The organism is Aeromonas enterica, assembly GCF_054052465.1.
The window spans coordinates 1-494 of record NZ_JBSTYL010000065.1 but is presented as its reverse complement, the minus strand read 5'-3'; the positions used below and the strand labels follow the sequence as shown (position 1 = coordinate 494).

The window sequence follows — 494 nt, the reverse complement described above, 5'->3', positions numbered from 1 at the left end:
TATAGACGCAGGTCACCCCCGCCGGGGTCAGGATGGGGCTCAGGGTCGCACTGCCGGAAACCAGGTCATAGACCTGGCCATTGTTGCCCGTATCCAAGGGCTCGCTGGTCCAATAGGGGCGCTCCACCGGCCAGTTGTCGCTGCTGGACGGGTCCGGCTTCTCGCCGTGCAATGTGTTCATCTCTGCCAGGGAAGGCAACGCCATGCCCCTGGCCGCACACAGGGTCAGGGCCGCGTTGTAATTGAACAGCGCCACGTCATAGGTACCGGTCGCATTGGTTTCTTGATAGTAATCCTGGTAGGGCACCCCCAGGCTGTCGGCCAGGTTCTTCTCCCACGGGGCCGTGTAGCGTGCACCATCGCTCAACACAATGTCGGACCACAGGCTGTCTGCCTTGACGCTGATGCGCACCACCGCTATCGCATAGCCGCCATTATGATCGGTGACATAATAGGTCACGTCGTACACGCCGGGCTTGTCGGCCACGAAGTCG

At 61.3% G+C, this 494-nt stretch carries 1 protein-coding gene; it reads right to left on the bottom strand.

Annotated elements, in window-relative coordinates:
* Positions 1 to 494 (bottom strand): hypothetical protein (locus tag ACW5XD_RS23905; RefSeq protein ID WP_456497021.1); only part of this gene is annotated, 494 nt, incomplete at both ends.